This is a genomic window from Streptomyces chisholmiae, from assembly GCF_031845445.1.
Taxonomy (GTDB): Bacteria; Actinomycetota; Actinomycetes; order Streptomycetales; family Streptomycetaceae; genus Streptomyces; species Streptomyces chisholmiae.
This window is the reverse complement of record NZ_JAVREO010000011.1, coordinates 240,845-267,473: the sequence shown is the minus strand read 5'-3', so window position 1 is coordinate 267,473 and position 26,629 is coordinate 240,845. Positions and strand designations below refer to the sequence as shown.

General features: G+C 75.3%; 21 protein-coding genes. 8 read left to right on the top strand and 13 right to left on the bottom strand.

The window, feature by feature from the left end; genetic code table 11:
- Window positions 1-70: 70 nt before the first annotated feature.
- The gene (locus RM844_RS19905; RefSeq protein ID WP_311668640.1) at window positions 71-949 is read right to left on the bottom strand and encodes a LysR family transcriptional regulator; all 879 of its coding nucleotides are present in this window, start codon (window positions 947-949) and stop codon (window positions 71-73) included.
- Between the two features lie 136 nt (window positions 950-1,085).
- Here RM844_RS19905 and RM844_RS19900 point away from each other — a divergent pair, with 136 nt between their 5' ends.
- Complete coding sequence (locus RM844_RS19900; protein ID WP_311668639.1) at window positions 1,086-1,835, top strand: CTP synthase C-terminal region-related (seleno)protein; 750 nt, start codon at window positions 1,086-1,088, stop codon at window positions 1,833-1,835.
- Window positions 1,836-1,979: 144 nt separating this feature from the next.
- Here the strand turns inward: RM844_RS19900 and RM844_RS19895 are convergent, their stop codons facing one another.
- The 12 genes from RM844_RS19895 to RM844_RS19840 all read right to left on the bottom strand — a co-directional run bounded on the left by RM844_RS19895 (window position 1,980) and on the right by RM844_RS19840 (window position 17,791).
- Window positions 1,980-3,407 (bottom strand): aldehyde dehydrogenase family protein, encoded by a 1,428-nt coding sequence (locus RM844_RS19895; protein ID WP_311668638.1) that lies wholly within the window; start codon window positions 3,405-3,407, stop codon window positions 1,980-1,982.
- On the bottom strand, window positions 3,407-4,486 hold the full coding sequence (locus RM844_RS19890) for an AMP-binding protein (RefSeq protein ID WP_311668637.1): 1,080 nt from the start codon (window positions 4,484-4,486) through the stop codon (window positions 3,407-3,409). Before RM844_RS19890 ends, RM844_RS19895 begins: the two co-directional genes overlap by 1 nt.
- A 50-nt stretch (window positions 4,487-4,536) precedes the next feature.
- Window positions 4,537-5,727 carry a 3-deoxy-7-phosphoheptulonate synthase gene (locus RM844_RS19885; protein ID WP_311668636.1) on the bottom strand — a complete coding sequence of 397 codons (1,191 nt, stop codon included), beginning with the start codon at window positions 5,725-5,727 and terminating at the stop codon, window positions 4,537-4,539.
- A gap of 5 nt (window positions 5,728-5,732) precedes the next feature.
- Complete coding sequence (locus tag RM844_RS19880; RefSeq protein ID WP_311668635.1) at window positions 5,733-6,431, bottom strand: hypothetical protein; 699 nt, start codon at window positions 6,429-6,431, stop codon at window positions 5,733-5,735.
- Window positions 6,428-7,783 (bottom strand): LLM class flavin-dependent oxidoreductase, encoded by a 1,356-nt coding sequence (locus RM844_RS19875; protein ID WP_311668634.1) that lies wholly within the window; start codon window positions 7,781-7,783, stop codon window positions 6,428-6,430. Before RM844_RS19875 ends, RM844_RS19880 begins: the two co-directional genes overlap by 4 nt.
- A gap of 146 nt (window positions 7,784-7,929) precedes the next feature.
- On the bottom strand, window positions 7,930-9,534 hold the full coding sequence (locus RM844_RS19870) for an ABC transporter substrate-binding protein (RefSeq protein ID WP_311668633.1): 1,605 nt from the start codon (window positions 9,532-9,534) through the stop codon (window positions 7,930-7,932).
- Window positions 9,531-11,207: an ABC transporter ATP-binding protein gene (locus RM844_RS19865; RefSeq protein ID WP_311668632.1), complete on the bottom strand. Its 1,677-nt coding sequence runs from the start codon at window positions 11,205-11,207 to the stop codon at window positions 9,531-9,533. Before RM844_RS19865 ends, RM844_RS19870 begins: the two co-directional genes overlap by 4 nt.
- On the bottom strand, window positions 11,204-12,040 hold the full coding sequence (locus RM844_RS19860) for an ABC transporter permease (RefSeq protein ID WP_311668631.1): 837 nt from the start codon (window positions 12,038-12,040) through the stop codon (window positions 11,204-11,206). The genes RM844_RS19865 and RM844_RS19860 overlap by 4 nt, the downstream gene beginning before the upstream one ends.
- Window positions 12,037-13,047 (bottom strand): ABC transporter permease, encoded by a 1,011-nt coding sequence (locus RM844_RS19855; RefSeq protein ID WP_311668630.1) that lies wholly within the window; start codon window positions 13,045-13,047, stop codon window positions 12,037-12,039. Before RM844_RS19855 ends, RM844_RS19860 begins: the two co-directional genes overlap by 4 nt.
- A 1-nt stretch (window position 13,048) precedes the next feature.
- Window positions 13,049-14,419 carry an aspartate aminotransferase family protein gene (locus RM844_RS19850; RefSeq protein WP_311668629.1) on the bottom strand — a complete coding sequence of 457 codons (1,371 nt, stop codon included), beginning with the start codon at window positions 14,417-14,419 and terminating at the stop codon, window positions 13,049-13,051.
- Between the two features lie 77 nt (window positions 14,420-14,496).
- Window positions 14,497-16,356 (bottom strand): asparagine synthase (glutamine-hydrolyzing), encoded by a 1,860-nt coding sequence (gene asnB / locus RM844_RS19845; protein ID WP_311668628.1) that lies wholly within the window; start codon window positions 16,354-16,356, stop codon window positions 14,497-14,499.
- A gap of 511 nt (window positions 16,357-16,867) precedes the next feature.
- Window positions 16,868-17,791, bottom strand: a complete 924-nt coding sequence (locus tag RM844_RS19840; RefSeq protein WP_311668627.1) for a LysR family transcriptional regulator — start codon at window positions 17,789-17,791, stop codon at window positions 16,868-16,870.
- 96 nt (window positions 17,792-17,887) lie between these two features.
- Here RM844_RS19840 and RM844_RS19835 point away from each other — a divergent pair, with 96 nt between their 5' ends.
- The 7 genes from RM844_RS19835 (at window position 17,888) to RM844_RS19805 (ending at window position 26,552) form a co-directional block, all read left to right on the top strand.
- On the top strand, window positions 17,888-19,198 hold the full coding sequence (locus RM844_RS19835) for an MFS transporter (protein WP_311668626.1): 1,311 nt from the start codon (window positions 17,888-17,890) through the stop codon (window positions 19,196-19,198).
- A 150-nt stretch (window positions 19,199-19,348) separates the two neighbouring features.
- Complete coding sequence (locus RM844_RS19830; protein WP_311668625.1) at window positions 19,349-19,666, top strand: small secreted hydrophilic protein; 318 nt, start codon at window positions 19,349-19,351, stop codon at window positions 19,664-19,666.
- Window positions 19,575-21,098 carry a sensor histidine kinase gene (locus RM844_RS19825; protein ID WP_311668624.1) on the top strand — a complete coding sequence of 508 codons (1,524 nt, stop codon included), beginning with the start codon at window positions 19,575-19,577 and terminating at the stop codon, window positions 21,096-21,098. The genes RM844_RS19830 and RM844_RS19825 overlap by 92 nt, the downstream gene beginning before the upstream one ends.
- On the top strand, window positions 21,095-21,757 hold the full coding sequence (locus RM844_RS19820) for a response regulator transcription factor (RefSeq protein WP_311668623.1): 663 nt from the start codon (window positions 21,095-21,097) through the stop codon (window positions 21,755-21,757). The genes RM844_RS19825 and RM844_RS19820 overlap by 4 nt, the downstream gene beginning before the upstream one ends.
- A gap of 108 nt (window positions 21,758-21,865) precedes the next feature.
- Complete coding sequence (locus RM844_RS19815; RefSeq protein ID WP_311668664.1) at window positions 21,866-23,278, top strand: SLC13 family permease; 1,413 nt, start codon at window positions 21,866-21,868, stop codon at window positions 23,276-23,278.
- Window positions 23,279-23,290: 12 nt separating this feature from the next.
- Complete coding sequence (locus tag RM844_RS19810) at window positions 23,291-24,481, top strand: glycerate kinase family protein (RefSeq protein WP_311668622.1); 1,191 nt, start codon at window positions 23,291-23,293, stop codon at window positions 24,479-24,481.
- A 235-nt stretch (window positions 24,482-24,716) separates the two neighbouring features.
- Entirely contained in the window at window positions 24,717-26,552 is a 1,836-nt protein-coding gene (locus RM844_RS19805) for a heparinase II/III family protein (RefSeq protein WP_311668621.1), read from the top strand.
- The last annotated feature ends 77 nt before the right edge of the window (window positions 26,553-26,629 follow it).

Sequence of the window (26,629 nt, the reverse complement as noted above, 5' to 3'; positions counted from 1 at the left end):
CCCCACTCTGCCGAGTGCCTCGGCGGCCCGCAGCCGGTTTTCGGCGCGCCGCCCGGCCCGGGAGACGCGGTCACTCGAAGAACGTGGCCAGGGCCGCGGCGGACGGGGCGGGATCGGCGGCGTGCAGCAGCTCGACCCGGTGGACCAGGCGCGGGACGGTCACCGGCACGGCGACGGTGCCGGGCACGCCGGCCACCAGCGGCGCTGGCAGCGCGGCCAGGCCGTGCCCGGCGGCGACCAGCCGCAGCAGCCCGGCCGGGTCGCCGCCGGCGTAGCGGGCGGCCGGCGGGAAGCCGTCGGAGCCGAGCACGGCGCGCAGCCGGCCCAGCGGCACGGCGGCGGTGGGCGCGTCCAGCCAGCGCGCGTCGGCGAGGTCGGCCAGCCGCAGCCACTCGTGGCGGGCCAGTGGGTGGTCCGTTGGCAGCGCCACCACCAGCGGGGACTCCAGGACGACGCGGCTGGCCAGCGGTGCCAGGTCGGGCAGCGGCAGCGGGTCGGTGGGCGCGGTCGCGGCCTCCACCACACCGGCGTCCAGCTCTCCGGTGGCGACCAGCGCCGGTATCTCGGCGGCCGGCAGCACCCGCAGGGTCAGCGCGACGCCGGGGTGCGTGCGGTGCACCGCGGCCAGGGCGCCGGCCAGCACCGGTGGTTGGGCCAGCGGCGCGGCGCCGACGGTCAGCCGGGCGCCGGGCGCGGTGACCAGCCGGGCGAGGTCGGCGCGGGCGGCGGCGGCCCGGAGCAGCAGCGGGCCGGCGTGCTCCAGCAGCCGGCCCCCGGCCGGGGTGGGGGCGACGGGCCGCCGGTCGAGCAGCCGGGTGCGCACGTCGGTCTCCAGGGTGGCGATCTGCTGGGAGACGGCGGACTGGGTGTAGCCCAACTCCCGGGCGGCGGCGGAGAACGAACGGAGCCGGGCGACGGTCTCGAAGGTGCGCAGCAGGTGCAGGTCCATGGCGCTCATTGTCGGCCCGGGCCGCCGGCCTGCCGGCGGTCCCCGGCCGGACTGACCAGTGACTATCAGGACCACTGATGATCGGTGGCGAAATCATCGTTGGACGCGATGGGCGGCCCGGAGCCAGGCTGCGGACATGACTGAACTCTCCTCCGCCCCCGCCCACGTGCCGGCCGCCCGGGTGGCGCTGGTCGGCGACCGCTCCCCCACCGTCCGGGCCCACTCCCGCATCCCCGAGGTGCTGGCGGCGCTCGCCGAGCGGGACGGCCTGGTGACCGACCCCTACTGGATCTCCACCGGGGACGCCGTCGATCCCGGCGTGCTGACCGGCTTCGACGCGGTGTGGCTGGTGCCCGGCAGCCCCTACCGGAGTGAGGCGGGCGCGGTGGCCGCGGTGCGCGCGGCGCGGGAGCGGGGCGTGCCGTTCCTCGGCACCTGTGGCGGCTTCCAGCACGCGGTACTGGAGTACGCGCGGACCGTCGGCGGGCTGTCGGCGGCCGGGCACGCCAACAACGACCCGGACACCACACAGCCGCTGGTCAGCCCGCTGGCGTGCTCACTGGTGGGCCGGCAGGGCGAGGTGCGGATCACGGCCGGCACGTTGGCCGAGCGGGCCTTCGGCACGGAACGTTCGGTGGAGCGCTACCACTGCGCCTTCGCGCTCAACCCGGAGTACCTGCCCCGCCTGCGGGGGTGGGGCCTGGTGTTCAGCGGGGTGGACACCGAGGGCGCCCCCCGGATCGTGGAGTTGCCGGGGCATCCGTTCTTCCTGGGCACGCTCTTCCAGCCGGAGTTGGCCGGCGACGACGGCCGTCCGCCGCACCCGGTGATCCGGGCGCTGGTGCGGGCCGCTTTCGCGTACCGGGCCGCCGTGGGACGGGGATAGCCCGGGCCGGCCCGGCCGTCCGCGGGGACGGCCGGGCCGGGCCAACGGGTCGGCGGCGCCCGCTTGTCGCGCTCGGGAGGCGGGGGCCCGGAAGGCGGGCCGGCGGTGCGCCCCCGGTCTCCAGCGGGTGCGCGCGGACCCCGCTCAACTCCCGCTCGCGCTCCCGCGACCGGCCACCACCGCCTTGTTCCGCATCAGGAAGTCGCCCAGGTAGTCCTCGTGCGGCAGCCCGCCGTCGCTGTGCGTGGTGGGCGCGTCAACGTGCACGTTCCGTACGCTCGGCTCCCGCAGCAACGCGTCGACCAGCTCGGCGTCCTCGGTGACCGCGTTCACCACCAGCGAGTCACGCAGCGGCCGGACGCCGTCCGCCGGGGTCCACGGCGCCACCCAGGCGCAGGGGAACGGCAGTTCCGCGCCCAGCAGCGGGTCGGCCGGATCGTCGAGGGTGAAGACGGCGGGACCCAGCACCACACCGCCGGCCGGGTGCCGGGTGGCGACCTCGGCGAGCGGGATGACCGCCCCGGCCCGGGCGGCGGCGCCGCGCAGCCGGTCCAGCAGTGCCTCGGCGGACGCCGCCGGCAGTCGGGGCCCCAGGTGCCGGTCGGTGGTCTGCCGCCCGGCGGCGCGGTCCCGCAGCTCGGCGGCGAGCGCCCGGGCGAACGCGACGTGGTCGCCCTCGACGAGCACCCCGGTGGTGTTCACACAGGCCGCGCCGGACAGGACGGAGACCGCGTCGGCCACGGCCGACACGGTGCCGGCCGTCGCGTGGCCCGCGGTCACCAGCGTCTTGGCCCGGCCAGGGCCGCCGACCAGGACCGTCGGGTCCGGCCCGTAGGCGGCCTTGACGTCGTCCCCGCCGTAGACCAGCCCCAGGTCGGCGCGGTGCAGCAGCGCGGCCACCCCGCCGTGCGCGGACGGCAGGCAGACCGCGTCGGTGGCCCGGAAGCCGGCCGCGCGCAGCGCCGCCACCACCCGGTGGGCGGTGAACGGCTCGCGCCGGGAGGGCCGCACCGCCACCCGGTAGCCGAGGGCCAGGGCCTGCAGCCAACCGTTCTGCACGGTCGGCGCGTTGCCGGAGAGCACGGCGGCGAGGGTCTCGCCGCGCCGGGTCCAGACGCCGCTGCCGGGCCCGGCGGCCGCCTCCCGCCAGCCGCGGACCGAGCCGCGCGGCCTGGCCTGGTCGGCGCGGTCCGGGGCCTCGGCGATGCCGGTGGCGACGGCCCGGCTCAACTCCTCGGTGAGCGGCACGTTGTGGCCGGAGACCCGGTGGACGAGGTCGAGATGCTCGGCGAACGTCAGCCCGCCGAGCGTGTCGCTGACGAACCGCCTTGCCGCCTCGGCGAGTTGGGCGGCACGCTCGGCCGGCGGCGGCGGCCCGGCGCGCCGCTGGGCGGCCAGGCTCTGCGCGGTGAGCAGGTCGGGGCTGAGCGAGAGGCTGGCCAGCGGGCGGCCGTCCACCCCGTGCACCGTCTCGCGGGCTTTGGTGTGCTGGGCGCCCCGGTGGGTGAGCAGTGGCAGTTCGACGAGTTGGCCGGCGGGGGCGGCGGGCACCGGTGGGGCGGGCGCGGTCATCAGTACACCCCCTGCACGACGGGCTCCCCGTCGAACGCGGCCAGCGGCTCCGGCGAGCTGAGCGCGTCGCCGACGCCGCCGGCGGCGGCCGGCACCCGGATCGCCGAGTCCCGCTCCAGGTTGTTGGGGATGAACAGGCCGCTGCTGAGGTGCGTCATCCGGACCTGGCCGCGTTCCCCGTAGGGCACCGGCCGCCCGGTCTCGGGGTCCAGGACGGCGAAGACCACGAACGGCGGGTAGCCGTCGTAGACCGCCTCCGGCGGCGGGGCGGTGGGGACGCGGGCCCGGGCGGTGGTGAGGACCATGGTGGAGCCGTAGATGTTCTGGATGACGGTGTCGGGGAGGCTGCCGGCGATCAGGTCGTAGGTGTCGTCGTCCAGGTGGGCGCCGGCCAGGGCCAGGTAGCGCAGGGTGCCGCGGAGCCGGTCGGTCAGCTCCTCGTGCAGCAGGAGTTCGGCGAGGATCGGCGGGGTGGTGGTGAGCGCGGCGATCGGCTGGCTGCGGATGACGTGCCCGAGCTGGTCGATCAGGTGCGTCAGGTAGGGGTGCGGGCTCTCGCCGGCGGCGATCAGCTTCTTGACCCAGCGCGGGTCGAGGTCGACGGTGTGCAGCACCGAGCCCAGCTCCCTGGCCTGGAGCCGGGTGGTGTGGCCGAAGGCGTGCGGCCCCGAGGGCATCGCCACCAGCCACGGCTGGCCGGCGGGGAAGCCGGCGGCGCGCAGCTCCGCGGTCTTCCAGCGCAGCGCCCGTCGTATCCAACGCTCCGTGTAGAGCAGGCGTTTGGGGGCGCCCGTGGTGCCACCGGTCTCGAAGACGGCGGGCGGCGGCTCGCTGGCCAGGCCGCGCGGCAGCAGGTCGCCGACCGGCCGGTCCCGCAGGTGGGCGGCGATGTCGGGGAACCGGCCGAGGTCGTCGTAGGAGCGGATGTCGGTGCGGGGGTCGAAGTCGAGGTCGCGGGCCAGCTCCAGCCACAGCGGGGAGCCGGTCTCCGGGGAGAAGTGCCAGCGCAGCGCGGCGTCCAGGAACTCCGCCGGGTCGATGGTGGGGTCGTCTTCGAGGTCGGGCAGGGAACGCGCCATGGGGACTCCTTGTCCGGGTGCGCACGTCGGTCGGGGGCGGTCCGCGCGGGTCAGGCGAACCAGTGGCCGAGGACTCGGGCGGTCTGCTCCGGGTTCAGCCGGGGGTCCAGCAGGGTGCGGTAGCGGGCCGGGTCGCGCGGCTCGTGGCCGTGCTCCGCGCACTCGTGCACGTCCTCGGGGGTGGCCTCCAGGTGCAGCCCGGCGGGTCGCCGGCCGGCGGCCGTGACGATGCGCTGGAACTCCGTCAACTCGGCGATGATCCGCTCGACATGGCGGGTCTTGAAGCCGTGCGCGCCGCGCACGGTGTTGCCGTGCATCGGGTCGCTGATCCAGTGCGCGTGCTCCACCCGGCGGTGCACCGCCCGGACGATGGGAGCCAGGCGCTCGACGTGCTGGTGGCCCATCCGGGCGATGAAGGTGAGCCGGCCCGGCTGGTCGTCCGGGTTGAGGGTGGCGGCCAGCGCGGCGGCCTCCTCGGGCGGGGTGTCCGGGCCGAGCTTGACGCTGACCGGGTTGCCCAGGGCGGCGGCGAGGGCGATGTGCGCGCCGTCCGGCTGCCGGGTGCGGGCGCCGATCCACGGCCAGTGCGTGGTGGCCAGGTGGTGGCCGGCGCCGCCGGGCCGCAGGAACCGCGACTCGTAGTCCAGCAGCAGCAGTTCGTGGCTGGTCCAGATCGGGTCGAGGTGCGCGGTGGCGCGGTGGTAGTCGGCGATGGCGGCGTAGGCGGTGCGGGCGGCGGCGTGCGCCAGCGCGATCCGGTGCGGCGCGGGGCGGCGGGCCTGCGGGGTGGGCTGCGGGGCGTTGACGATGGGCCCCCGGTAGCTGGGCAGGGTCACGCCGTCGACCACCTCGTGGTCCGAGGAGCGCGGCTTGGCGTACTGCCCGGCGAGCCGGCCGACGGCCACGATGTGCCGGCCGGTGCGGGTCCGCAGGTGGGACCTGAAGTGGGTGAGGAAGGCGATCTTGGCGCAGGTGGCGGCGCGGACGTCGGTGTCGATGTCCTCGACGCAGTCGCCGAGTTGCAGGACCAGCCCACCGCCGGCGTCCAACTGCGCCAGCTCGCGCCGCAGTTCGCCGACCGAGGCGGCGGTCACCAGGTCCTCGCCCGGCAGTTGGGCCAGCACGGCGCGCAGCGCGTCCCGGTCGGGCCAGTCGGGCTGCTGGCGGGCGGGCAGGGCGCGGAGACGATCCAGGTCCGGCCCCGCGAGGGTGTTCAGTTCGGCTCCGGTGTGTCCCGTCATGGCGGTCAACCTTTCCGTCCGTGGCGCTGGTCGTCGGCGGGCCCGGCGGGCGTCCGCGCGGCGGTCCAGACGCATCCGTTGCCCTCGGAGTCCTCGGTGAGTCGGTGGCTGGCCTTGAGGCCCTTGCTGGTGATCTGCGCGGTGGTCGCCGGCACGCAGTACTCGCAGGGCGACCGCAGGGTGATGGTGACCCCCCGGTCGCGGGCGAGCTCGCGGTAGTCCCAGATGGCACAGTGCCGGATGCGCAGCACCGCGCGCTCGGGGTCCTGTTCGAGCCACTCGGTGTCGGAGTCGTAGAGGTCGGCCTGGGTGTTCAGGCGGGCCAGCGGCACCGTGGCGTCGTGTTTGGGCGCGGGGTCGACGGCCGCGTAGACCTGGCTGTTCGAGCGCGCCCAGGCGGCGAGTTCGTCGTGGCCGAAGTAGCCGACGACGAACCGTTCCATCAGCGCCTGGCCGCGGAAGAAGGCGGCCTTCCACTCGGTTTCGCTGTTGTTTTCCGGGAGTGACTCGAAGATGGCGTGCTTGACCTGGAGCAGCTCCTGGAGGTGGGCGCCGGCCCTGGCCTCGACGACGAAGCGGGTCAGGCCCGCCTCGGCCTCGAAGAGGCGCCGGCGCCATAAGGCGGTGCGCGCCTCCGGGTCGGTGGGCGGCGCGTCGGGTCGGGGGCGGGCGGTCGGTGCTGGCTGGGGCGTGGACTCGGTCATGTGCGGGTGCCTGTCCTGCTGGGGGGATGGTGGTGGTGCGGCTGGTCGGGGCCAGGGACGCCGCGCAGGCGCGGGACGACCTGGGTGCGGAGGGCGTCGAAGTCGTTGCCGAGGATGAACTGGAAGCCGTCCACGCCGTCCTCGTCGTACCAGCGGCGCAGTTCGTCGCCGAGCTGTTCCGGGGTGCCGAGGAACCGGGCGTGCTCGCCGAGCAGGGCGACCTCGACGGCCAACTCGCCGACGGTGCGGCCGGGTTCGCGGGCGAGGTCCCACAGCGGCAGGTAGCCGGAGCCGTAGCTGGCGAACACCTCGTCCGGGTCCCTGGGCAGCAGGTCGGCGGGGAGCCGGTCGGCCGGGTGGGCGTCGCCGAGCGCCAGCCGGGGGAAGCGGGCCCGCAGCTGGTCGAGGGCGGGCCGGCCACCGCGGGCGGCGGCGCCGGCGCGCTGGGCCCGGCGCAGCGCCTCGGCCTCGGCGCGGCTGCCGACCAGCTGGATGAAGCTGCCGGGCAGCAGGGCCACGCTGTCCTCGGGGCGGCCGGCGGCGCGGGTCTCGCGGCGCAGGACGCGACGCAGTGCGCGGGCGGCGCCCAGGGTGGGGGTGCCGGCGAAGACGCCGTCGGCGGTGCGGGCGGCGAGCTGGAGCCCGGCCAGCGAGGCGGTGGCCTGCAGGGTGAAGGGGAAGGCGGCGGAGTAGGGCGGCATGTCGATCGGGCCGGACTGGGTGTAGAACTCGCCGGCGTGGTCGACGTCGCTGATCAGGTCGTCGCGGACGAACCGGCCGGTGACCGGGTCGGGTTCGTTGGCCGCGGGCGGCCAGCTGGCCCACAGCCGCCGGGTGACGTGCAGGAACTCCTCGGTCTGCGCGTGCCGGCGGTCCCGCGGCACGTCGCGGTCGATGCCGATGGCGGTGCCGGAGCGGAAGGAGGAGACCAGGTTGACCCAGGCCCGCCCGCCGGAGATCCGGTCCAGGCTGGCCAGCGAGCGGGCGGCGGAGAACGGGTGGGTGTAGAGGGTGGAGACGGTCGGCATGACGGCGATCCGGCTGGTGGCGCTGGCGATCAGCGCGGCGGCCTGGAACGGTTCGAAGACGGTCAGCGGCGGCCCGGAGCGCAAGCCGGCGCGGTTGACGCCGGAGAAGTCGGCCTGGAAGAGCGCGTCGATGCCGGCGGCCTCGGCCTGTTGGGCCTCCCGGACGAAGGTCTCCACCCGGAACGGGGTGTCGGCCCGGCCGGCCGCCGTCCGCCAGTCCCGACTGGACGGCAGGTACTGGGCGTTGAGCAGCAGGATCGGCGGCTTCCTGGGCCGGGTCCCCGGGGTGGCCGGTCGCGGGGCGGGGTGGTTCGCGGGCGTCATCGGTTCCTCTCGCTGGGGTCGCGCCCGGGTTCGGGGCGCGCCCGGGGCCGTGGGCGCCCGGGCGGGGCGCCCACGGTCCGACCGGTCGGCGTGGCTCTGCGGGTGTGGGGTGTGGGGGTGTGGGGGGACGCGTTGGTGGGTGGGGGTCAGTCCTTCTGGACGCGGTGCAGGATCGGCTCCCAGGCGTTGATGGGGAAGGTCAGGTCGCGGACGCTGTCGCGGGCCAGCAGGACCTGCGCCGAGTCGAAGAGCGGGATGCCGTAGCCCTGTTCGAGGATGGCGGTGACCGCCTCGTCGACGAGTCGCTGCCGCTCCTCGGGATCGACGGTGGTGGCCTGTTCGGCGAGCGGCCCGTCCACCTCGGGCCGGGGGGCCTGGCCGCTCCAGGGGGCGAGGTCGGTGGCGTAGAAGGCGGCGATCCCGTCCGCGTCGCCGCGGCTGGCGCCCTGGTAGACGGCGAGCTGCCACTGCCCCGAGGTGCGCAGGTCGGCCTGTTCGGCGTCGGAGACCTGGCGGAGTTCCAGGGCGATGCCGAGGTCGGCGAGCTGGCTCTGCAGGTACTCCCAGCCGGCGGTGGCGGTGCCGATGTCCGAGCCGGCGAAGGTGAGTTCGATCTCCAGCCGCTCGCCGTCCCGGACCCGGACGCCGTCCGAGCCGGCCAGCCAACCGGCCTCCTCCAACGTCGCCTGGCTGCACTCCGGGTCGTGGGTGAGGAGTTCGCTGTGGTCGGTGTAGGCGCGGTGGCCGCGGGAGACCACGTCGGTGGCTGGCTCGACGCCGGCGCCGTAGAAGGTCTCCACGAACTCCGCTCGGTCGATGCCGCGTTGCAGGGCCTGCCGGACGGCGGGGTCGGCCAGCACGGGGTCCGCGGTGTTGACGACCAGGGTGTTGACCACGCTGCGGTCGGCGGCCAGCACGGTCTCCACCTCGTCGACGCCCTCGGCCTGGGCGAGGCCGGTGTCGGTGATCGAGTAGGCCAGGTCGTACTCGCCGGAGACGACGCCGGCGGCGCGCAGGCTCTCCTCGGGCACGATCTGGATGGTGACCCGTTCCAGCGCGGCCTCGCCCGCGCGGCCGAAGGCGGCCGGCCCCCAGTCGTAGCCGTCCCGCCGGAGGTACTCGACGCGTTCGTCCTGGACCCGCTCGTCCAGCACGAAGGGGCCCGAGCCGATGGTGCCCTCGGCGCAGCGCTCCTCGGGGGTGGCGGCGAGCGAGGCGGGCGCGATGATGCCGAACTGGCCCTCGGTGTTGGCCTGGAGGAAGCCCGCGTTGGGCTCGTCGAAGGTGACCCGGACGGTCTGTTCGTCGATCGCCTCGGCTTGCTGGTAGCCGCGCAGGTAGGCGCCGGGGGTGATCGACACGCCCTGCTCGGCGAGGGCCCAGAGGCTCTCGAAGTTGTCGGCGACGACCGCGGCGGTCAGCTCCTCGCCGTTGCTGAAGGTGACGCCCTCGCGGAGGGTGAACTCGTAGGCGCGGCCGCCGTCCAGGGTCTCCCAGGACTCGGCCAGGTACGGCTCCAGCTCGCCCGTCTCCGGGTTCTCGCTCAGCAGGGTGTCCAGCACCTGGCGGCCGAAGAGCGCGAACGGGTTGGACTGGGCGTAGTCGAAGCAGGTCGGGTACCAGCCGTAGGCGACCCGCAGCTGGGTCGGCGAGCCGCCGCCGGCGGAGGCGGCGTCGCCGGCGCACCCGGCCAGCAGGAGCGTGGCGGCGGTGGCGGCGGCGAGCGGGCCCGTCAGGGGTGCGCGGGTCATAGCGGTGTGGTCCTGTTCTGCTCAGGGGTGGTGGTCGGGGTCGGGTGGGGGGCGGGCACGGCGTCCAGCAGGGCCCGGGTGTGGGGGCTGGTGGGGGTGGTGAAGACGGCCTCGGTCGGCCCGCTCTCCACGATCCGGCCGCGGTGCATGACCAGCACCTCGTCGGCGACCGCTCGCACCACCCCCAGGTCGTGGGAGACCAGCAGGTAGCCGACGCCGAGCCGGGCCTGGAGTTCGGTGAGCAGCCGCAGCAGCGCGAACCGCACGGCCTGGTCCAGCGCCGAGACGGGCTCGTCGAGCACCACCACGTCCGGTTCCAGGGCGAGGGCCCGGGCGATGGCGACGCGTTGCAGCTGCCCGCCGGAGAGTTCGGTGGGGCGGCGTTGGGCCAGCTCGGCCGGCAGCTCGACCTGGCGCAGCAGCTCGGCGGCGCGCTCGGCGCGGGATCTGGCGGTCCCGACGTGGTGCGCCTCCAGCGGCTCGGCGACGGTCCGGCCGACCGGCAGCGACGGGTTCAGGCTGCTGGCCGGGTTCTGGTAGACCAGCTGGACCCGGCGGGCGAGGGCGGCGCGCGCCGGCCGGCCGGGCCGCAGCGGGTGCCCGTCCAGCGCGACGGTGCCCCGGTCCGGTGTGGCCAGGCCGGTGAGCAGCCGCAGCAGGGTGGACTTGCCGGCGCCGGACTCGCCGACGACGGCGACGGTCTGGCCCCGGTGCAGGGTGAGCGAGACGTCCTGGACGGCGGTCACCGGGGCGTCCCGCCGCCCGCCGGCGAAGCTCCTGGTGAGCCCGTCGGCGGCCAGTACGATCCGCGGCGGGCTGGCCGGCCGGAACGCGGGGCGGGCCGGCAGCCGGCTGGGCAGCGACTCCAACAGCCGTTGGGTGTAGGGGTCCTGGGGGCGCGTCAGAACCTCGCGGGTGGGCCCGGACTCGACGATCCGCCCGTCCCGCATCACCAGCAGCCGGTCGGCGCGCTCCCCGGCCACCGCGATGTCGTGGGTGACCAGCAGCAGCGACAGCCCGCGCGCGGCCCGCACCTCGTCGAACAGGTCGAGCACCCGCCGCTGCACGGTGGCGTCCAGGTTGGAGGTGGGCTCGTCGGCGAGCAGCAGCCGTGGCTCCCCGACCAGGGCGAGCGCGATCAGCACCCGCTGCCGCAGCCCGCCGGAGAGTTCGTGCGGGTACTGCCGCAGCCGGCGGGCCGGCCGGTCGACGCCGACGGCCGCCAGCGCGGCGACGGTGCGCCGCCGGCTGGCCGCCCGGTCGATCCGGCCGAGGAAGTGCCGGTGCAGCTCGAAGAAGTGTGCCTCGATCCGCGTCAGCGGGTCGAGTGAGCGGACCGGGTCCTGCGGGACCAGGCCGACCGCCCGGCCGCGCAGTTCCCTCGGGTCGGTGACGACCCGCGCCTCGGCGTCGGCGCCGGCGCGGAACTCCAGCCGCCTGAAGTCCACCCGAGCGGCCTTGGGGGTGAGCCCCAACAGGGCGTTGACCAGGGTGGACTTGCCGGAGCCCGAGGCGCCGACGACGGCGACCGTGCCGCCGGCCGGCACGGTCAGCGAGAGGTCGTCGACGGCCCGGGTCGCGCCGTCGCCGTGCCGCTCCGGGTAGCTGACGCGCAGCCCGTCGAGGCGCAGCACGGGCCGCTGGTCGGTGGTGGTGGCGAGGGTGTCGGTCATACCAGGCCCGCCTTCGAGGCGTCGAGGGCGCGGCCGAGCCGGTGCAGCGCGAGCACCACGCAGGCGAGGACGACACCGGGCAGAGTGGTCAACCACCAGGCGGTGGCGAAGTAGTCGCGGCCGCCGGCGATCAGGTTGCCCCACTCCGGGTCGGGTGGCCGCGTGCCGTAGCCGAGGAAGCTGAGCGCGGAGACCGACAGCACCATGGTGGCCAGTTCCAGCGCGGCCAGCGCCGTGACGGGGCCGCGGGCGTGCGGCAGCACGTGCCGCAGCAGCACCCGGTGGCGGGCCAGCCCGTAGCCGCCGGCCGCCTCCACGAAGGGCTGCGAGCTGACCCGCAGCACCTCGGCCCTGGTGACCCGGGCCAGCGCCGGCACGGAGGCGATGCCGACGGCGACCGCCAGGTTGACCGGGCCGGTGCCGAGCCCTGAGACGACCAGCAGCGAGATCAGCAGCGAGGGCAGCGCCAGCAGCACGTCGACGCCGGCCATCAGCACCCGGTCCACCAGGCCGCCGAGGTAGCCGGCGGCCAGCCCGATCAGCAGGCTCAGGCCGAACGCGAAGGCCAGCGCGAGCAGCGCGGTGGCCAGGCTGGCCCGGGTGCCGTGCAGCACCCGGCTGAGCAGGTCGCGGCCCAGCTCGTCGGTGCCGAACGGGTGGCCGAGGGAGGGCCCTTCGAGGCGGCGGGCGATGTCGCCGTCGAGCGGGTCGCCCGGCGCGAGCAGCCCGGGCAACAGCGCCGCCACGGCGGCCAGCGCCAGCACGGTCAGCGCCAGCCAGGGCACGGTGGCGGGTCGCCGGCCGCGCCGCGTCGGGCGGAGGGTGCGGGTCATGCCGGGACGCCTCCGTCCTGCCGGCGCAGCCGCGGGTCGAGGAGCGGGTAGAGCAGGTCGACCAGCAGATTGACGGCGGCGAAGACCAGGCCGGCGAGCACCGCGATGGCCAGCACCACGGGGGCGTCCCTGGTCTCCACGGCGGAGGCGAGCAGCCGGCCGAGGCCGGCCCGAGCGAAGACGGTCTCGGTGATCACCGTGCCGACCAGCAGCCCACCGACGGTCAGCCCGGCCAGGGTCACGAACGGCAGCAGCGCGTTGCGCGCCACATGGCGCAGGTAGATCCGCCGCCAGGGCAGCCCGCGGGCCCGCAGCAGCTCGACGAACGGGGCCTGTTGCACGTCGTCGAGGCCGCGTACCAGGACGGCGGTCAGCGCGGCGGAGACCGGCAGGGCGAGCGCCACCGCCGGCAGCGCCAGGCCGGCCAGCCCTTCCCCGCCGGTGGACGGCACCCAGCCGAGGGTGAAGGAGAACAGCTGCACGAGCAGCAGGCCCAGCCAGAACGCGGGCACGGCGGCGATCAGCGCCGGCACGTTGACCAGCACCCGGTGCGGCGCGCTGTCCCGGCGCCAGGAGGTGAGCAGCGCCAGCGCCAGCGAGAACGGCACCGCGATGGCCAGCCCGGCGCCGGCCAGGCTCAGCGTGTTGGGGGCGACCGCGGCCAGCAGCTCGGGGACCGGCTGGCCGGACTGGAAGGAGCTGCCGAGGTCGCCGCCGAGGAACTGCCCCAACGTCCGGAAGTAGCGCGTCAGGAGCGGCTCGTCCAGGCCGTGGGCGGCGCGCAGCGCGGCGAGTTGCTCCGGGGTGCCGCCACCGGCGCCACCCGAGCGGCGCTCCAGCATCAGCGCGACCGGGTCGCTGGGCAGCGCGTACAGCAGGAAGAACGCCAGGGTGTAGGCGGCGAGCAACACCGCGGCGAAGGTGCCGATTCGGCGCGCCAGGTAGCCGGCGAGTCCGCGGCGGGCTCCGGCGGCGGCCGGCCGGGCCCGTTCCAGGGTGGCCGCCACCTCAGAACCTCCGCCAGGTCTCGGTGAGGGCGGCGCGCAGCACCTGCTCGATGAGGGTGAACTCGGCCGGGCCGACGGTGGTCGGCGGGGCCAGCAGGATGGCCGGGTCGCCGCGCTCGTCCAGCCGGACGTGCAGCCCGGCGGCCCGCAGTGCGGGGCCCAGCAGCTCGTGCAGCAGCCGGCGGCGCTCGTCGGCGGTGAAGGTCTCGCGGGTGGCCTGGTCCTTGACCAGCACGACGCCCCAGAAGTAGCCGGCGCCGCGCACGTCGCCGACCAGCGGCAGGTCCTTGAGCTGGGCGAGGGTGGCGCGGAAGCGGTCCTCGTTGGCGCGGACGTTCTCGTTGAGCTTCTCCCGGTCGAAGATCGCCAGGTTCTCCAGGGCCACGGCGGCGGCGACCGGGTGGCCGGCGAAGGTGGAGCCGTGCACGAAGGTGTGTTCCGGGCGGGTGAACGGCTCGAAGAGCCGGTCGCTGGCGATCGCGACGCCGGCCGGCACGTAGCCGGAGGTGAGTCCCTTGCCGCCGGTGATGATGTCGGGGACGACGCCGTAGCGGTTGATGGCGAAGGCGTCGCCGATCCGGCCGAAGGAGGTGATCACCTCGTCGGCGACCAGCAGCACCCCGTACCGGTCGGCGATCTCCCTGACCCGCTCGAAGTAGCCCCGGGGCGGCGGGATCGCGGCACCCGAGTTCTGTACCGGTTCGAGGAAGACCGCGGCGACGGTCTCCGGCCCCTCGAACTCGATGGCCTCCGCGATCCGGTCGGCCGCCCAGCGGCCGAACGCCTCCTCGTCGTCGCGCAGGTGCGCCGGGGCGCGGTAGCGGTCGGTGGTCGGCACCTTGGCGCCGCTGGGCACCAGCGGCTCGAACGGGGCGCGCAGCGGCGGCAGCGCGGTGATGGACAGCGCGCCCTGGGTGGTGCCGTGGTAGGCGAGGGTGCGGCTGATCACCTTGTGCCGTCCCGGCTGGCCGACGGCCCGGAAGTACTGCTTGGCCAGCTTCCACGCGGTCTCCACGCTCTCACTGCCGCTGTTGGTGAAGAAGACCCGGTTGAGGTCGCCGGGGGCGCGGTCGGCTAGGGCCTCGGCCAGCTCGGCGGCGCGCGGGTGGGTCTGGCCCCAGATCGGCGCGAAGTCCAGCTCCCGGATCTGCCGGGCGGCGGCCTCGGCCAGCTCGGGCCGGCCGTGGCCGACGTTGACGGCGAACAGCCCGGACAGGGCGTCCAGGTAGCGCCGGCCGCTGGCGTCCCAGAAGTGGGCGCCCTCGGCCCGGGTGATGACCGGGACCTCGCCGCCGGCGCTGAGCCGGGCGTGGTTGGTGAAGTGCAGCCAGAGGTGGTCCCGGGTCTGCTGGTGGATGTCACGGGTGGACACGTCGCGGCTCCCAGAGTGCGGGTGGTCGGGGGCGGGGCGGTTACGGGGGTGGCGCGGGGGTTGGTGCGGGACGCGGGTCAGTCGGTCAGCTGCGGGCTGTACTGGCGCAGCCAGGAGGCGAAGTTGAGGATGACCTCGCCCTCGAAGTTGCTGACCAGGCCGTGCGACCTGGCCGCCTCGGTGATCCGCGCCGGGTCCAGCAGGGGGGCGGCGAAGATGTCCCGCAGCCCGGCGGGCGGATCGTGCAGCACCCGGGTGAGGTGCTCGACCAGTCGGCGCGAGTACTCCGGGTCGGGCGAGGTGGGGTAGGGCGACTTCTTCCGGTTGAGGACGCCGGGCGGCAGCTGGTCGGCGACCGCGTCCCGCAGCACGCCCTTCTCCCGGCCGCCGGCGTTGTGCACGTGCCGGGAGAGGGTCACCACGTGCTCCACGATCCGGTGGTCGCAGAACGGGACCCGCACCTCGAGGCCGTTGGCCATGGAGAGCCGGTCGTTGCGGTCGAGCAGCATGGTCAGGAAGTAGCTGACGGCGAGGTAGACGGTCTCCCGGTGGCGGCGCTCGGCCGGGTCGAGGGCGGGGTCGAGGTCGAGCCGGCCGAGCGCGGTGGCGTACTCGTCGGCCAGGTACTCGTCCAGCCGCAGCCGCTGCCTGAGGTCGGGGTCGATGGTGGACAGCACCCGCTGGTGCAGGTAGCCGTGGGCGGGCCCGTCGGCCATCCACGGGAAGGTGTCGGCGGCGACCGCGGTCGGCTCGTGAAACCACAGGTAGCCGCCGAGGATCTCGTCCGCCGCCTCGCCGGAGAGCGCGACGGTGACGTGCCGGCGGGCCTCCTGGCAGAGCAGCAGCAGGCTCATGTCCAGGTCGCCGAAGCCGTTGGGCAGGTCCCGGGCGCGCACCGTGGCGTCCCGGACGGCGCTGTCGGCGAGCCGGGTGGCGTCCAGCACCACGTTGGTGTGCCGGGAGCCGATGTGGTCGGCCGCCTCGCGGGCGAAGCGGCGGTCCTGCGCGGAGCGGGAGTCGGGCGAGCCGGCCGCGTCGCTGAAGTCCACCGAGAAGGAGCTGACGCCGCGGCGGTCGGGCAGGCCGCCGGCGATGGCGGTGACCGCCGACGAGTCCAGGCCGCCGGAGAGGAAGGTGCCCAGCGGCACGTCCGCAATGGTCTGCCGGGTGACGGTGTCGTGCAGCAGCTCGCGCAGCCGGGCGACGGCGCCGGCCAGGTCGTCGGGCTCGGCGGGGCGGCTGACCAGGGTGGCGATGTCCCAGTACCGGGTGGTGCGCACCCCACGGCGGGAGAACTCCAGGACCTGACCGGGCAGTACCTCGGCGATCCCCCGGTAGGGGTTGGCGCCGGGGAACTTCAGCAGCGGCAGGACGAGTTGGCGCAGCCCGTCCGCGTCGATCTCGGTGCGCACCTCGGGGTGGGCGAGGATCGACTTGGCCTCGGAGCCGAAGATCAGCCGGCCGCCGTCGTGGTGGTAGTGCAGCGGCTTGACGCCGAGGTGGTCGCGGACCAGCCAGAGGGTCTGGGCCGGCTCGTCCCAGACGGCGAACGCGAAGATCCCGTTGAACCGCTCCACCGCGCCGGCGCCCCACTCGGCCCAGGCGGCGAGCACCACCTCGGTGTCGCCGGTGGTCCGGAAGCGGTGCCCCCGGGAGGCCAACTCGGCCCGCAGTTCACGGTAGTTGTACAGCTCGCCGTTGTAACTGAGGGCGAGCCGCGCCTCGTTGGTCGCCGGGTCGTGCAGCAGCATCGGCTGCGCGCCGTGCTCGATGTCCAGGACCGATAACCGGCGGTGCGCCAGGACCGCGTGGTCGGCGAGCCAGACGCCGGAGCCGTCCGGGCCCCGGTGGGTCTGCTCGTCGTTGATCTTCTCCGCGACGGCCCGCGCGTCGGGGCCGAGCCCGGAGTGGTCGACCCACCCGGCTATTCCGCACATGGCACACCTTTCCGTGCTGTCGGTGCTGTTCCGTGGGTTACTGCTGTTCCGTGGGAGTCGCCGCGGTTCCGTGGGGTCGGCCCTGTTTTGTGGGGCTCGGGCCGCCGGTCCCGGGCGCCCAGGGCACGGCGGATCGCCCGGTCCGGCCGGGTGACCATCCGTGCGGTGCCGTCAGGCGGGGGGCGCCGTCAGGCGAGGGTCGCGCGGCGACATCGCGGCGCGCGGCGGGCGGGGCGGGGGGAAGCCGTCATGGGATGCTCCGGGAGCGTCGTCGGCCGACGACGGGCGACGCCCGCCGGCGGGGGGACTGAACCGAGGGGTGGGTTCAGACCGGACAACAGCCGTGCTCGCACACGCCGGAGCGCACGCCGGGGCGCGTCTGCCGGGTCTGGCTCGGTGCGATCACGAGCCCCATCTTGGGGGCGCGCTCCGGGCGTTCGCAACCGCTCTCGATCATCGTCTTGCCATGCGAGACGCTGTTAACAAGTCGTTGACCAGGAGAAACGTCAGTTCACGCGGGGACGTGCGCCGGACGTGAAGGGCGGGCGAACTCGTCGGCCAACAGCCCGGCCAGCGCGCCGAGTTGCGGGGTGGTGCGGTCGGTGCGCCAGATCAGTCCGAGCTGGGACGGCTCGTCCAGCCCGTGGACCGGCAGATAGCGGATGTCGCCGCGGGTGGTCCGCTCGGCCAGCGGCCGGCAGACCAGCATGGCGTGCTCCCCGGTGGCCACCAGCGCCAACCCCTCCTGCACCGTGGTGATGCCGGTGGTGGACCGGATGGGCACGCCCAGCGGGGTGGCGGCGGGCACCCGGGCCACCCGCCAGTAGTCGGGGGCGTCGCCGGTGGGGTGCAGGACGTCCAGGCCCGCCAACTCCTCGACGTCGGCCCGCCCGGCCCGGGCCAGCGGGTGGCTGGCGGCCACCGCGAGCAGCCGGTCCTGCGGCGGGAAGCGGTAGCCGACGGTCAACGCGGCCTCCCGCGCCGGCAGTTCGACCACCGCCGCGTCCAACCGCCCGTCCAGCACGGCGGAGAAGGGGGAGCCGAGCGGGATCTCGCTCAACGCCACCGTCACCTCGTGCCGCACCCGCAACTGCCGGAACGCCTCGGCGATCTCCTCGTACACGCTGCCGTGGAAGCCGACCCGCAGCTGCCTCAGGGCCCCCCGCCTGGCCCGCTCCCGCGCCTGGCCGACCACCTGGGAGAGCGTCTGGTAGGCGGGCCGCACCTCGTCCACGAACTGCGCGCCGAACCGGGTCAGCGCCACCCGCCGGCTGGTGCGCTCCACCAGCCGCACACCGACCCGCCGTTCGAGCCCGGCGACGAGTTGACTGACCCGGCTCTGGGAACAACCGAGCCGGGTGGCCGTCCGCCCGAAGTGCAGCTCCTCGGCGAGGGCGAGCAGGCACTCGATCTCCTGGACGTGCACCTGGTTCACGGCGCCTCCTCGGTCGACTCATCGATGAGCGTAGCTGATCGATCGTTGAGCAGATCGCTGTTGTTCGGCCCGCGACCCGCTGTTTGGCTGGCTGGCATGGGTTCGCATGCGCCGGAGCGCGACTCCGGCTTGGACGCGCGCACCACCCCCTGGCAGTGGGTGGCGGTCGCCGTGTTGTCGTTGAGCACCTTCGTGGTGGTCACCTCCGAGATGCTGCCGGTCGGCGTGCTGACGCCGATGGCCGAGGGGTTGGGAGTCAGCAAGGGCACCGCCGGCTACAGCCTGACCATCACCGGGCTGGTCACCGCCGTGGCCGCGCCCACCATCCCGCGCCTGCTGGGCGGTCTCGACCGGCGGCTCGTGCTGGCCGCCGCGATGGTGGTGCTGGCGGTCGGGAACGTACTGACCGCCGTGGCCAACGGCTTCGGCCTGCTGCTGGTCTCCCGGATCGTGCTGGGCCTCGGCATGGGCGCCGTCTGGGGCCTGGCCTCCGCGGTGGCGACCCGGCTGGTGGCGCCCCGCAACATCGCGCTGGCGGTGTCCTTCGCGGTCAGCGGCGTCGCGGCGGCCTCCGTCGTCGGGGTGCCGCTCGGCACCCTGATCGGCAACGCCTTCGGCTGGCGGGCCGCGTTCGCCTCGCTGGCCGGCGCCGCGCTGCTGCTCACCGTCGGGCTGCTGCTGAGCCTGCCCCGGCTGCCCCGCCCGCCGGCACCGGCCGAGACCGGCGGGAGCACCGCGTCCGAGCCGCTGCTGCGCGTCCCCGCCGTCACCGTCGGCCTGGTGCTGATCGCCTTCCTGGTCACCGCGCACTTCGCCGCCTACACCTACGTGCGGCCGGTGTTGGAGGAGAAGACCGGCCTCTCGCCCTCGGCGATCGCCCTGGTGCTGCTGGTCTACGGGGTGTTCGGGCTGGTCGGCAACTTCGCGGCCGGCGCCCGGGCGGCCAGCCACGCCCGGGCCACCGTGCTGGCGCTGACGCTCGGCATCGCCGTCGCGCTGCCGCTGCTCGCGCTGCTCGGCACGGTCACCTGGTTCACCGGCCTCACCGTCGCCCTGTGGGGCCTGGCCTACGGCGGGCTCTCGGTGGCCGGCCAGATCTGGATGACCCAGGCCGCGCCGCACCGGGTGGAACACATCACCGGCCTCTACGTGGGGGTGTTCACCGCCGCCATCGCGCTCGGCGCGGCCCTGGGCGGCATCGTGGTGGAGGCGGCCAGCGTCACCGCCCTGCTGTGGAGCGCGGGAGTCCTCGCCGTGGTCGCGCTGGCCGTCGGGCTGCTCGGCCCGGGCCCGGCCGGCCGGGCTGGCCCGCCGGCCGGGACGGAAGCGGCGGGCGCGGCCGGCGAGTCGGACGAGAAGGCGGCGCCGACCGAGCCGGCCACCGCCGGCGGCGGCGCGGGCGGCTGACGGGCGTACGCGGGGCGGGCGGGCCGGCTGGCACGGGGCGGCGCGGGCGGCTGACGGGCGTGCGCCCGGCGCGCGGGCCGGCGGCCAGATGAGGAATCTCTCATCTTCCTCTCATGACAAAGCGGTCACTCGCCCCGCAGCCTGGTGGGCATGGCCTTCTCACACCGGGTGGCGGCGCTCGCCGCCGTGGTCCTCATCCCCGTGGGCATCGCGGGGATGAGCCAGGTGCTCGCCGGGGACGCCGCGCCGCCGGACGTCGCCCCCGACGTCGAGCTGGTGCGGCCCGCCGAGCCGGCGCCGCCGCCCGCGTCGGACGCGACGGACGCGCCCGACGAGGAGGTGGCGCCCCCGCCCCGACCCACCGAGACCGCGCTGGATGACGACGACCGACAGACCCCACCCGAGCCGGACGACGACTGGGACGACCAGGACGACGACCGGGACGACGACGAGGACGACGACGACTGACCGGCGGGCCCGCGGCCCGTTCCGGGTCAGCGCCAGGTTCCGCATCCTGCTGTGGGTGGTGGTGCTGATGGCGGTGTCCCTGGTCACCGTCGTCGTCATCGTCCGCTCCGTGCTGTGGCGGGACATGAACGACCGGGTCAACCAGATCCTGGCCCAGGAGACCGCCGAGTTCCACAACTTCGTGGAGTTCGGGCGGGACGTGCGCACCGGGCAGTCGTTCACCGACCCGCGACAGCTGCTGACCGACTACCTGACGCGGCAGTTCCCCGAGCCGGCCGAGGAGCTCATCGGCTTCGTGCCAGGACCGTCCGGCGGCACCCTGGTCCGCCAGCCGCGCGAGATCCGCACCCCGCTGCCGCTGCACGAGGACCCGGACGCGGTGGCGCGGATCGTCGCCGACCCGGACCGCGCCGGCACTCTGCGCCGAGCGGCCGGCGAGGTCCGCTGGGCCAGGCTCGACATCACCCACGAGGGGTCCACCGAACCAGCGGTCTTCATCGTCGCCTTCCACCCGCAGGAGGAGAACTCCTCGGTGCGCGACGTGGTCGGCGTGCTGGTCGTCGTCGCGGCCGGCGCGCTGGTGCTGACCTCGGCGGTCGGCTGGTGGGTGGCCGGCAACATCCTCGCCCCGGTCCGGCTGGTGCGGAACACCGCGGCCCGGCTGACCGAGCAGGACCTCGCCCAACGCATCCCGGTCGCCGACTCCGACGACGACGTCGCCGCGCTGGCCAGGACCTTCAACGCGATGCTCGACCGGCTGGAGGCCGCGTTCGCCACCCAGCGCCGGTTCGTCGACGACGCCGGGCACGAACTGCGCACCCCGATCACCATCGTCCGCGGCCACTTGGAGCTGATGAGCGACGGCGAGGGCGAGGCCAGCGCCGCCGAACGGCGGGAGACGCTGCGGCTGGTCAGCGACGAGCTGGACCGGATGAGCCGGATCGTGGAGGACCTGCTGCTGCTGGCCAAGGCCGAGCAGCCGGACTTCGTGCGCCCCGAGCCGGTGCAGCTGGCCGAGCTGACCGCCGATGTCTACGTCAAGGCGCGGGCGTTGGGCGACCGGCGCTGGGAGCTGGCCGAGGTCGCCGACCACGAGAGCGCCCTCGATCCGCAGCGGATCACCCAGGCGATGGTGCAGTTGGCCCAGAACGCGGTCTCGCACACCGCCCCCGGGGACCTCGTCCGGATCGGCTCCCGGCGGCTGCCGGACCGGATCGAGCTGTATGTCGCCGACACCGGCCCCGGAGTGCCGGAGGCGGACCGCGAGGTCGTCTTCGACCGGTTCTGGCGCGGCGCCCAGCGGCGCGGCGGCGGCGCCGGTCTCGGCCTGTCCATCGTCCGGGCCATCGCCGAGGGCCATCACGGGCGGGCCGAGGTCCGGCCCACCCCCGGCGGCGGCGCCACCTTCGTCCTGCTCCTGGAGACACCGTGAACCGGATACTGATCGCCGAGGACGAGGAGCGGATCGCCGCCTTCGTGCGCAAGGGGCTGCGGGCCAACGGGTTCACCACCACCGTGGCCAGGGACGGCGACGAGGCGCTCGACTACGTGCTGACCGGCTCCTTCGACCTGCTGCTGCTGGACATCGGGCTGCCCGGCCGGGACGGGTTCACCGTGCTGCGCGAGATGCGCGAGGCCCGGGTCACCGTGCCGGTGATCGTGCTGACCGCGCGGGACTCGGTGCGCGACACCGTCGCCGGCCTGGAGGGCGGCGCCGACGACTGGATGACCAAGCCGTTCCGCTTCGAGGAGCTGCTGGCCCGGGTCCGGCTGCGGCTGCGCACCGCGGCCCGGGCACCGGAGGTGACGGTGCTGCGCAGCGGCGAGCTGAGCCTTGACCTGCGCACCCGCCGGGCCCGGGCCGGGAGCACCGTGGTGGACCTGACGGCCCGCGAGTTCACCCTGCTGGAGCTGTTCCTGCGGCACCCGGGGCAGGTGCTCTCCCGGGAGCAGATCCTCTCCCACGTGTGGGGCTACGACTTCGACCCGGGCTCCAACATCGTGGACGTCTACGTCCGGGCGCTGCGCCGCAAGTTGGGCAGCGGCTGCGTGGAGACGCTGCGCGGCATGGGCTACCGGCTGCCGCACTGACCGGCCCGCCGCCGGGTACCCCCGCTGGCGGCCGGTGACCCGAAGATGAAATCCCTCTCATCCCGGGTTCATTGAGGACTCAGCGGTCGTTTCGAGACTGGTCTGGTGCTGTTCACCTCCGCCCGTCAGTCCATCGCCCTGAGCGCCGCGCTGAGCCTGGCCGGGTTGCTGCTGGTGCCCCTGAACTTCCCGGGGCTCGGCTGGCAGGCCCGGATCACGCTGGCCGTGTTCGCGCTCGCCACCTGCGCCTGGGTCGCCACCCCGCTGGACGACACCCTGGTCGCCCTCGGCGCCGGCCTCGCCCTGGTGCTGACCAGGGTCACGCCGGCCGACGCCTTCTTCACCACCCTGGGCGACCCCACCATCTGGCTGCTGATCTGTGCCTTCGTGCTGGCCGCCGCGGTGTCGGCGAGCGGGCTCGCCGGGCGGCTGGCCGCCTTCCTGGTGGGCGGCGCCCGCACGGTGCGGCAGTTGGTCCACCTGAGCACGGCCGCGCTGGTGGTCTCCGCGTTCGCGGTGCCGGCCACCTCCGGGCGGGCCGCCCTCGCGCTGCCCGTCTTCCTCGCCCTGGCCCGGGCGTTGGCCGACCGGCGCCGGGTGGTGGTGGCGCTGGCGCTGCTCTTCCCGACGGTGATACTGCTGTCGGCCGTCGCCACCCTGATCGGGGCCGGCGCCCACCTGATCACCGTGTCGGTGCTGTGGGAGAGCACCGGGACGCGGATCGGCTTCCACCAGTGGCTGCTGCTGGGGCTGCCGTTGGCGGTGGTCTCCTCCCACCTGGCCGCCGAGGTCGTGCTGTGGACCACCACCCGCCGGGCGGACCGGCGGGCGCCGGTCTCGATCGACCCGGCGGAGCTGGCGCCGGCCGACGACCGGCCGGTGACCGGGCCGTTGACGCCGGTGGAACGGCGCTGCGCGGCGCTGCTGTGCGCCGTGGTGCTGCTCTGGTGCTCGGAGCCGCTGCACGGGCTGTCGCCCGCGGTGGTGGCGCTGGCCGGGGCCGTGGTGGTGACGACGCCCTGGATGCGGGCGGTGTCCCTGCGGACCGCGTTGGGCACCGTGCCGTGGTCGCTGCTGCTGTTCATGGCGGCGACGATGGCGCTGGGCGTCGCCCTGTTGGACTCCGGCGCGGCCGACTGGCTGCTCGGCGGGCTGCCCGCCGGCGCGGTGGAACCGTGGGCGTTCCTGGCGGTGGTCGTCGCCGTGAGCACGGCGGCCCACCTGGTGCTCCAGTCGCGCTCGGCCCGGTCCAGCGTGCTGGTGCCGCTGGTGGTGGCCGCGGCGGCCGGGGCCGGCGTCGACCCGGTCTCGGCGGCGCTGGCCTCGACGGCGGCGGCCGGCTTCTGCCACACGCTGCCCGCCTCGGCGAAACCGGTGGCGCTCTTCTCCGACATACCGGGGGTGCCCACCTACACCCCCGGTGACCTGCTGCGGCTGTCCGCCGTGCTGGCGCCGCTGACCGCGGCCCTCGTCCTGTTCTTCGCCCTGGCCGTCTGGCCGCTGTTCGGCGTCGCCCCCTAAGGAGCTCTCACCATGCTGTTCCCTTACCGCATCGTCGTCGCGCCCAGCGGCTTCAAGGAGTCCCTGTCGGCGCCCGCCGCCGCCCGGGCGATAGCCGCCGGCCTGCGGCGGGTCGCGCCGAACGTCGAGATCGACCAACTGCCCCTGGTGGACGGCGGCGAGGGCACCGCCGAGGCGCTGGCCGAGGCGGCCGGCGGCCGGCTGGTGCCGCGCGTCGCGACCGGCCCGGTCGGCCGGCCGGTGCGCGGCCACTGGGCGTTGCTGGGCGACACCGCCGTGGTGGAGATGGCCGCGGTGGCCGGCCTGGCGCTGGTGCCACCGGGGCTGCGCGACCCGGGGGTGACCACCACCCGCGGGGTGGGCGAGCTGATCGGCGCCGCCATGGACGCCGGCGTGCGGCGGGTGTTGGTCGGCTGCGGCGACTCCGGCACCTCGGACGGCGGGGCCGGCGCGCTCCAGGCCCTGGGCGCCCGGCTGTTGGACGCGGACGGGCGGGAACTGCCGTCCGGTGGCGCGGCGTTGGGCCGGTTGCACCGGATCGACCCGACCGGCCTCGACCCGCGGCTGGCCGACACCGAGATCGTCGTCGCCTGCAACCCGTTCAACGTGCTGTGCGGGCCGCGCGGGGTGGCCCGGGTGTTCGGGCCGCAGAAGGGCGCGTCGCCGGCCCGGGTCGAGGAGCTTTCGCTGGCCCTGGAGCGGTGGGCGGCGGTGCTGGCCAGGGACGTGGCGCCGGCCGGCGTCGACCTGGCGGCCGGCCCCGGCACCGGTGCCTCGGGCGGTCTTGGCGCCGGTCTCGCCGCGCTGGGCGCGGCGCTGCGGCCCCGGTTCGAGGTGCTGCTCGACCATGTCGCGCTGGACGCCCGGCTGGCGGGCGCCGACCTGGTGGTCACCGCGGAGGGGGCGCTGGACCGGGAGTCGTCGCGGGGGAAGATCCCCGGCGAGGTGGCCCGCCGGGCCAAGGCGCTGGGCGTGCCGGTGCTGGTGCTGGCCGGCACCATCGGGGAGGGCGCGGACGAGGCCAGGCGGATCGGCGTGGACGCCTTCAGCGGCATCCTGCCGGCGCCGGTGGCGCTGCCCGAAGCGCTGGCCAGGGGCGGCGAGTTCCTCGCCGACGCGGCCGAACGGGCGCTGCGGATGGTGCTGTTGGGCAGTCGGCTGGCCCGGGTGGCGGGCCGGCGGCAGCCGGCGCCGGCCGGCTGAGCCGCCCGGGCCGGGGCGGGCTGGCGCTACCCTCGTGGACACCCCGCCGGCCGGTCGGTGCCACGCGGCGGCCATGAGTACGGGAACCAGCGCCGAAAACCGATCAGTTCCGTTCAATTCCGGCTAAATGTTGGCGGGCTTCGGTGCGCGCTGCCATCCTGCCCTGGGTTCCCACCCGCTCACCACCCGGCCGTCGACGGGACGGGCCGGCGCACGGCCGAAGGAGCGACCGACCATGGCAGGGGCAGCGTTCAGCAGGGACCAGGTGCGGGCGGCACTGCGCGCGGGCCGGCCGGGGGCGGTGCTCGACGGGTACCGGGACCGGGCGCTGTGGGAGCGCGCCGGCCGGCGGGCGCCGACCGCCGGGATGCTGCGGGCGATCGACGAGCGGGCGGCCGAGTGGCGCCGGACGCCGATCCCGCCGCTGCCGTTCTCCGGCTACCGGCGCTTCGCCGACGACGGCGCGCGGACCCCGTTCGAACGCGAGTACTTCGCCCGCCGGCGCCGGCTGACCGACCTGGCGCTGGCCGCGGTGGCCCGGCCGGACGGCTCGACGGCGGCGCTGGCGGACACCGTCTGGGCGATCTGCGACGAGTACAGCTGGGCGCTGCCGGCGCACCTGGCCGAGCTGTTGGCGCCCGCGCCCGCGGTGCCGCACGACCGGCAGATCGACCTGTTCGCCGCCGAGACCGGGTTCGCGCTGGCCGAGATCAGCGCCTTGCTGCCGGAGCGGCTGGCCCCGCTGGTGGCCGAGCGCGCCGCGGCCGAGACCCGCCGCCGGGTGCTCGACCCGTACCTGCGACTGCCGCCGTTCGCCTGGGAGTCGGGCCACACGAACTGGACCTCGGTGTGCGCCGCGGGGGTCGGGACGGCGGCGCTCCACCTGCTGGACCCGGTGGCCGAGGCGGACGAGCTGCTGGAGATCACCGTCCGGGTGCTGGCGGCGATGGGGCGCTTCCTGGACGGCTTCGGGGCGGACGGGGTCTGCCTGGAGGGCCTGGACTACTGGGCCTACGGCTTCGGCTTCTTCGTCGCCTACGCGGAGGCGCTGCGGCGCTACACGGGCGGCGCGTTGGACCCGCTCGCCGATCCGAGCGGGCTGGTGGAGCGGATCGCGCTCTTCCCGCAGCGGGTCTTCCTCGGCGGCTCGGCCGTCGCGGCCTTCTCGGACGCCAGCCCGCACGGCTCCCGGGACCCGGGGTTGGCGGCGTTCCTGCGGCACCGCTTCCCGGCGGTGACGCCACCCGACGAGGCGACCAGGACGGCCGATCCGGTGGACCACTGCGGCCGTTGGGGCCCGGCGCTGCGGTCGCTGGTGTGGGCGACGCGGCACGCCGGCGGGGCGGCCGAGGCCGCGCCGGCCGGGCCCGACCCGGGCGGCTACCTGCCGGACGCGCAGTGGCTGGTCAGCCGGCAGCGGGCGGCCGGCGGCGAGGTGGCCCTGGCCGCCAAGGGCGGGCACAACGAGGAGCCGCACAACCACAACGACCTGGGGTCCTTCGTGCTCGTCCGGGACGGCGAGCCGCTGCTCGCGGAGTTGGGCGCCGGCCACTACACCCGGGACTACTTCGGGCCGAAGCGCTACGACATCCTCTGCAACGGCTCGCAGGGGCACAGCCTGCCGCTGGTCAACGGTGTCGGGCAGGAGAGTTCGGCGCGGGCGGTGGCCGAGGTGCTGCTGGCCGAGCACGCGCCGGCCCTGGCGAGGTTGCGGCTGGAGATCGGCGCGGCCTATCCGGTGCCGGGCCTGGCCTCGCTGGTCCGGAACCTGACCTTCGCGGACGGGGTGTTGACCGTGCGGGACGCGTTCGCCGGGGCGGGTCCGCTGGCCGTGGTCGAACGGTTCGTCTCCTTCCACCGGCCGACGCTGACCGCTCCCGGCCGGGCCGAACTGCGGGGTGAGCGTGCGGCGTTGGCGCTGCGCTACGACCCGGAGCGGTGGCGAGCGACGGTGGTGGCGCACCCGCACGAGCGGCACGACGGCACGCCGGTGACGGTGTACAGCCTGGACCTGGCGGGTGACGGGGCGGACGGGGCGTTCGAGCTGGTGGTGACGGCGCTGGCCGAGTGAGGGGCGGCGGCGCGGCCGGCGACCGGCACACCCGGGGAGTTAAGGTAAGGCTTACCTAACTTCACGTGGGTCGGTCG

Bases quoted from the DNA above. Each gene is read 5' to 3' on its own strand.
- RM844_RS19905 (WP_311668640.1), bottom strand. From the start codon at position 949: ATGGACCTGCACCTGCTGCGCACCTTCGAGACCGTCGCCCGGCTCCGT.
- RM844_RS19900 (WP_311668639.1), top strand. From the start codon at position 1,086: ATGACTGAACTCTCCTCCGCCCCCGCCCACGTGCCGGCCGCCCGGGTG.
- RM844_RS19895 (WP_311668638.1), bottom strand. From the start codon at position 3,407: ATGACCGCGCCCGCCCCACCGGTGCCCGCCGCCCCCGCCGGCCAACTC.
- RM844_RS19890 (WP_311668637.1), bottom strand. From the start codon at position 4,486: ATGGCGCGTTCCCTGCCCGACCTCGAAGACGACCCCACCATCGACCCG.
- RM844_RS19885 (WP_311668636.1), bottom strand. From the start codon at position 5,727: ATGACGGGACACACCGGAGCCGAACTGAACACCCTCGCGGGGCCGGAC.
- RM844_RS19880 (WP_311668635.1), bottom strand. From the start codon at position 6,431: ATGACCGAGTCCACGCCCCAGCCAGCACCGACCGCCCGCCCCCGACCC.
- RM844_RS19875 (WP_311668634.1), bottom strand. From the start codon at position 7,783: ATGACGCCCGCGAACCACCCCGCCCCGCGACCGGCCACCCCGGGGACC.
- RM844_RS19870 (WP_311668633.1), bottom strand. From the start codon at position 9,534: ATGACCCGCGCACCCCTGACGGGCCCGCTCGCCGCCGCCACCGCCGCC.
- RM844_RS19865 (WP_311668632.1), bottom strand. From the start codon at position 11,207: ATGACCGACACCCTCGCCACCACCACCGACCAGCGGCCCGTGCTGCGC.
- RM844_RS19860 (WP_311668631.1), bottom strand. From the start codon at position 12,040: ATGACCCGCACCCTCCGCCCGACGCGGCGCGGCCGGCGACCCGCCACC.
- asnB (WP_311668628.1), bottom strand. From the start codon at position 16,356: ATGTGCGGAATAGCCGGGTGGGTCGACCACTCCGGGCTCGGCCCCGAC.
- RM844_RS19835 (WP_311668626.1), top strand. From the start codon at position 17,888: ATGGGTTCGCATGCGCCGGAGCGCGACTCCGGCTTGGACGCGCGCACC.
- RM844_RS19830 (WP_311668625.1), top strand. From the start codon at position 19,349: ATGGCCTTCTCACACCGGGTGGCGGCGCTCGCCGCCGTGGTCCTCATC.
- RM844_RS19825 (WP_311668624.1), top strand. From the start codon at position 19,575: ATGACGACGACCGACAGACCCCACCCGAGCCGGACGACGACTGGGACG.
- RM844_RS19810 (WP_311668622.1), top strand. From the start codon at position 23,291: ATGCTGTTCCCTTACCGCATCGTCGTCGCGCCCAGCGGCTTCAAGGAG.
- RM844_RS19805 (WP_311668621.1), top strand. From the start codon at position 24,717: ATGGCAGGGGCAGCGTTCAGCAGGGACCAGGTGCGGGCGGCACTGCGC.